The organism is Xanthovirga aplysinae (genome assembly GCF_009711365.1).
Taxonomy (GTDB): domain Bacteria; phylum Bacteroidota; class Bacteroidia; order Cytophagales; family Cyclobacteriaceae; genus Xanthovirga; species Xanthovirga aplysinae.
The window spans coordinates 1-4,813 of the sequence record NZ_SMMB01000859.1 but is presented as its reverse complement, the minus strand read 5'-3'; the positions used below and the strand labels follow the sequence as shown (position 1 = coordinate 4,813).

4 protein-coding genes are annotated in these 4,813 nt (G+C 38.0%); 1 reads left to right on the top strand and 3 read right to left on the bottom strand.

The window, feature by feature from the left end; all coding sequences use genetic code 11:
• Positions 1 to 133: 133 nt before the first annotated feature.
• The 3 genes from E1171_RS06900 to E1171_RS06890 form a co-directional block, all read right to left on the bottom strand.
• Positions 134 to 718 (bottom strand): 3'-5' exonuclease, encoded by a 585-nt coding sequence (locus tag E1171_RS06900; RefSeq protein ID WP_155205274.1) that lies wholly within the window; start codon positions 716 to 718, stop codon positions 134 to 136.
• Between the two features lie 329 nt (positions 719 to 1,047).
• A complete protein-coding gene (gene nhaC / locus E1171_RS06895; protein ID WP_155205273.1) occupies positions 1,048 to 2,538 on the bottom strand; it encodes a Na+/H+ antiporter NhaC in 1,491 nt (496 codons plus the stop codon).
• A gap of 177 nt (positions 2,539 to 2,715) precedes the next feature.
• The gene (locus E1171_RS06890; RefSeq protein ID WP_343031305.1) at positions 2,716 to 3,852 is read right to left on the bottom strand and encodes an NAD(P)/FAD-dependent oxidoreductase; all 1,137 of its coding nucleotides are present in this window, start codon (positions 3,850 to 3,852) and stop codon (positions 2,716 to 2,718) included.
• A gap of 203 nt (positions 3,853 to 4,055) precedes the next feature.
• Between E1171_RS06890 and E1171_RS06885 the strand changes: the two genes are divergently transcribed.
• Positions 4,056 to 4,565: a DUF4442 domain-containing protein gene (locus tag E1171_RS06885; RefSeq protein ID WP_246164207.1), complete on the top strand. Its 510-nt coding sequence runs from the start codon at positions 4,056 to 4,058 to the stop codon at positions 4,563 to 4,565.
• Positions 4,566 to 4,813: the final 248 nt, after the last annotated feature.

Genomic DNA, 4,813 nt, shown 5'->3' with positions numbered 1-4,813 from the left:
AAAAAATAGAATTCTGTGGGATTTTTTTCTTCGGGTTTCTTTAGAAAAGAGAAATGACAATTTTGGTAAGGTTGGGGACTTTCATTTGGGAGATGTAAAATCTTCCGTATCTACCACTCACTTTTCATTTTTATCAAATATACCCCTTAAAGGCTAGTTTTCTATAAATTTCCAAACAAATCCACGCATCAGTGGCGGCGTAACGTACTTGTTTTTCAGACAGTTGCTCATTTTCCCAATTCGAAATTTGGGCGCTTTTGGAAATTCGAATACCCAAAAAAATAGCCGATAGTTTGCGGGCCCCGGCATTTTTAACTTCTAATTCTTTGGCCACATGATTAAGGTCAACTATTGAAGAAGGCTCAAAAGCATGTAATTTTTGTAGATCAATAATATCGTCCCGAGTCCCAATGCCCACTTTTTTTATACCAGAATTACCAAAATATTGACCTAATTCCCTTCCAAAGCCCAATTGGTTGAGTCGAAATAAAAATACCTTGTCCGGTATAGCCACTTGCAACAAAGCTACGGGATGTCGAGGTTGTCCTTTTCGAAAGGTGGGACGGGTTTCCGTATCAAAACCCACTATTTTATGTTCATGGATCTCAGATAAAGCATTTTGAAATTGATCCTTTCGGTTTACGATCACTACCTTGCCCTTGTATCCCGACAAGGGCAGTTCATTTAATTCCTCCCTGCTAATTTCCTTTGAAAACATAGCTCAAATTATTATAAGGGAACAAATATAAAAGATTATTTGGGGAAACCAGTTCCCTCCATTTCCTCTTTTGCCAAATACAAAAATTTCCTTTCCACTCTTACCTTTTAATACCCGTTTAGTTATACGTTATTTTATATTTCATGACCGTCGAAAACCATAAACCGATAGAAATTCTAGCCTTAATTCTAATATAAATCGAAACAACTGGAATTTGGAGGTTGAAAATTTACAATAAACAACAAAAGACAACCTTTTCGGCACACTCTAAATGAAAAAAGCACAAATCCAAAAATTTGTGCTTTCCTTACCACATTTATCTTGACTAATTATTCAACACCTACTAAGGCATTTTTTAGTTCAGGCTTTTTTCCAGTCTGATCCTCCCTCAGACTTCTGATTTTAATATTAAAGGCACCAAAGATAATGGTCATAATTGGGCTAATAATGTTAAAAAAGCAATAAGGCAAATAAGCTACTGTTGCAACCCCAAGAACGGTGGATTGAGCTGCTCCACAAGTATTCCATGGTACCAAAACAGAAGTTACCGTACCCGAATCTTCCAAAGCCCGGCTTAAGTTCTCTGGAGCCAAACCCTTTTCTCTAAACGCCTTGGCATACATCCTTCCCGGCACTACAATTGCTAAATATTGATCGGAAGCCGTTACATTAAAAAATCCACATGTTACTGCTGTAGAAGCAATCAGAGAACCTGCTGAATGCGCCTTCTTTATTACCTCCTCAGATAATCTTTCCAACATACCACTTCCTTCCATCACTCCACCAAACATCATGGCACAAAGAATTAACCAAATGGTACCCATCATCCCTGACATTCCACTGGTAGAAAGTAAGTCATTCACCATTGCATTATCAGTGGTAACACTAACATCCGTGTAAATAGCCTTCATAATCCCCACATAGGAAGACTTTAAAGAGCTTCCATCTACACCAGAAACAATTTCCACTATATGTGGCTGGAAAATCAGGGCAAATACGCCACCCAAAAGAGAACCTAACAACAAAGCGGGTAGAGCAGGAACTTTTTTCACGATTAGGAAAATAACAATAGCTGGCACTAAAAATAGCCAGGGAGTAATATTAAATGATTTTTCAATGGAGGCTAACACTACATCAATATCATGCACCGATCCGCTACTGCTTTGAAAAAAACCAATTCCCAAAAAGATTATTAAGGTAATCCCAATAGAAGGAACAGTGGTGTATACCATGTATCGTATATGAGTAAATAAATCGGTACCCGCCATGGCCGGAGCTAGGTTGGTTGTATCGGAAAGTGGAGACATTTTGTCACCAAAGTAAGCACCGGAAATCACCGCTCCCGCAATCATTCCTTCTGAAATCCCCAAAGCCTGGCCAATACCCAATAATGCTACTCCAATAGTAGCTATAGTAGACCATGAGCTACCTGTGGCTAAAGAAACTACGGCGCTCACCACACAGGCAGCGAATAGAAATATGGTAGGATTAAGAATTTGAAGACCATAATAAATCATGGCTGGTACCACTCCACTTATCATCCAGGTTCCTGCCAATGCTCCGATCATCAATAAAATCAAGATGGAGGGCATAGCCGAACTAATACTTTTAATTATACCATCTTGCAAATCTTCCCACTTTGCTCCCATGCGAATTGCAACCAAAACAGCTATCGCAGCGGAGAGAATCAATACAATCTGATTTGAGCCCGAAAGTGCCTCATCCCCAAAAACTTGAACATTAACAATCAACAAACCAATAAGGAAGACCACCGGAATAAGCGCTTCGACCAACGTGGGTTTTCTTTTCTTAAAACTCATATTTTCCTTGTAAAAAACTTTATTCAAAAAGGAAAGGTAAAAAAAGTTTCACTCCTTTCAAAAAATCACAACATGGTTTCCAAATCCTCTGCAATCGATTTCATTAAAAAATAGTATACAATCAAGAGGTATGGGATATTCAAACAACATTTGGTACCTTTAAGCTGAAGGACGGCCTTAATCCACCAATTGGGAGGCAATTTTCACTCCGACATTACTACCGATAGCCACTCCCATACCACCTAACCTAATTCCAAGTACAATACGGTCCGAATATGGTTTTAAGATGGGTTTTTTCTCCTTTCCAAACGCCATAATCCCCGACCAAGTATGTTCCACCTCAAAATCTTGGTCTGGCAAAATTACCTCTTCAAGTTGCTGTTTTAAATGGTTTTGAATCTCTTTATTAATACTGAAAGAAGTTGTAGCCTCCTTTTCAAAATCTAGATTTCTCCCTCCGCCTAATATAACCCGGTTTCCGTGATTTCGAAAATAGAAGTAGCCCTCATCATAATGAAACACTCCCTTGAACTTTAATCCATCAATAGGTTTAGTCGCTACTACAATCCCTCTACCCGGTTGAAGGTCCGCTTCCGGCACCAATTGTTTAGCAAAAGCATTGGTACAAATGGCCAATTTTGAGGCAGAAAAAATAACTCCCTCCTGCGAAAAAGGATTTTTCACAAAAACCTTAACCGCCGCTTCTTCCTCTTCGAAACCCGTAACCTCAGCTCCTGTTAGGATATTGATTCCTTTCGATTGGGCATACTCAATTAAGTTACGCATCATCAGGCCGGTGTCAATTTGACCTTCAAATTGGTTATACACTACACTTTCTACCTGTTTCCCGTTAAATCCAAAATCTGAAATCAACTCTGGACGTTCTTCAAAAACCAAAGCATTAAAGACAGGCCAAAGGAGCTCATTTAATCGATCAAGTTCTTCTAGGTATTTTTTTTCTTGACCACGGATTAGTTCATACCCTCCATTGGATTGAAATCCAATATTACGATCTCCCAATCTTTTACGAAGAATTTGAAGTCCTTTCCACCTTTCCGAAACAAGCTCTAAAGTAGCCTCCTCTCCCATCGTATTAAAATCAGAAAGCAGTTCCGTAAGACTCCCAAAACAGGCAAAACCTGCATTTTTGGTACTTGCTCCAGAAGGAAATAACCCTCTTTCAATCACCAAAACTGAAACATCAGGAAGCTTGTCCTTTAACTCAATAGCTGCTGATAGTCCAACTATTCCACCACCAATTATGATATAATCATACTGAATAAATGAGTTCTTCTCCCAATAACTTAGCATCATTTTCTTCTTTTATCTCAAATAGGGACCCAATTTAACTAAACCTATCAAAACGGCAAGAAAAGAAATAAGACGAAAAGTCTAAAAACAATTAATATAGAACCTAATCGTCATTAAAACATGGGTCTTCTTGCATTGTTTATCAACATTCGCTAAACTTACAATGTTATGCATGCAGAGTATTTTTCCATTTTTAAAATAATTCAATGATGAACCCTGGTGAAATTGCACAAAAAGCAAAAAATTCCCGCTTTTATCTATGGCTCCTCAATGTAGGGCTGAGCCGATTGGTACCTTTCAATAAGTCACATTCTTTCAAGGTGGTAGAAATTGACGATAACTCACTAAAACTTAAGCTTCCTTACAAAAAGTCCAACATGAACCACTTAAGGGGAATCCATGCTTGTGCTTTGGCCACCCTATCGGAACTAACAACCGGTCTGGCTTTAATGACCTACCTGGATTCGAAAAAATACAGGATCATCCTTAAAAAATTGGAAATGGACTACCATTACCAAGGAAAGATGGATATATATGCTAAGTTTTCTCTCTCTAACCAATGGTTAAATGAAAACGTTATTTCTCCTCTGGAAAATAGTGAAAAGACAGAAATATGCTGTGAAGTTGAAGCACATGACACAAAAGGAAATCATATTAGTACCGGAAGAGTATATTGGCAATTAAAATCTTGGAGTAAGGTAAAAACCAAAGTTTAGAGAAAATCAATGAAAGAGTGTGATGAATGTTTATATACTCTATCCATGGTCCATATATTTTAGCAATGCGATCTGGTTTTAGATTTTTTTTAAAATTATTTTCATATTGAAAATCACTGACTACCAATGAAAAATGGACCCACAAACACTTAGAGGACCTTTTTCTTGAAAATTAAGATTTGCAGTTAAGCCTAATCTTACTACCTTTGTGTCACAATAAGCGGGCGTAGCTCAGTTGGTAGAGCGAC